The organism is Tsukamurella conjunctivitidis (genome assembly GCF_007858475.1).
GTDB classification, from domain to species: Bacteria; Actinomycetota; Actinomycetes; order Mycobacteriales; family Mycobacteriaceae; genus Tsukamurella; species Tsukamurella conjunctivitidis.
Window position 1 is genome coordinate 1 of record NZ_VIGX01000282.1, and the last position, 531, is coordinate 531.

General features: G+C 65.2%; 1 protein-coding gene and 1 pseudogene. Both read left to right on the forward strand.

The genetic code is table 11. The annotated features are described in order from the left end of the window. A pseudogene (locus FK530_RS26200) lies at positions 1 to 186 on the forward strand (branched-chain amino acid ABC transporter permease); the annotation flags it as partial. 16 nt (positions 187 to 202) lie between these two features. Further along, the coding region (locus FK530_RS25410; RefSeq protein ID WP_146489532.1) for a branched-chain amino acid ABC transporter permease at positions 203 to 531 on the forward strand (329 nt) is incomplete at its 3' end.

A 531-nucleotide genomic window follows, 5' to 3' on the forward strand; every position in this document is an offset into this window, starting at 1 on the left:
ACCCTGGGGGGACTGGGATCCGCCTACGGTGCACTCGTCGGAGCGTTGCTGCTGAGCTGGTTCATCGAGCTGTCGACCTTCATCATCCCGACCTCGATGAAGACCGTTGCAGCCATGTTCGTCATGATCGTCATCCTGCTCGTGCGCCCCCAGGGCATCCTCGGGCGCAAGCAACGGATCGGCTGAGGGAAGGACCTGAACAATGGGAGAGTGGAACTTCCTCCTGGTCGCCGTGGGTGAGATCTTCACCCCGCAGACCGCCGCCTACGCCCTGGCCACGCTCGGACTCGCGGTCCACTTCGGCTACACGGGGCTGCTCAACTTCGGTCAGGCCGGCTTCATGGCCGTGGGCGGCTACGCCTTCGCCATCACCTCCTCGGCCTTCGGGGCGCCCTTCTGGGTCTGCGTCGTGGCAGCCGTCCTGGGATCCACGATCCTGGCACTGCTGTTGGGCATCCCGACACTGCGCCTGCGTGCCGACTACCTCTCGATCGTGACGATCGGCACGGCCGAGATCGTCCGACTGGTGGT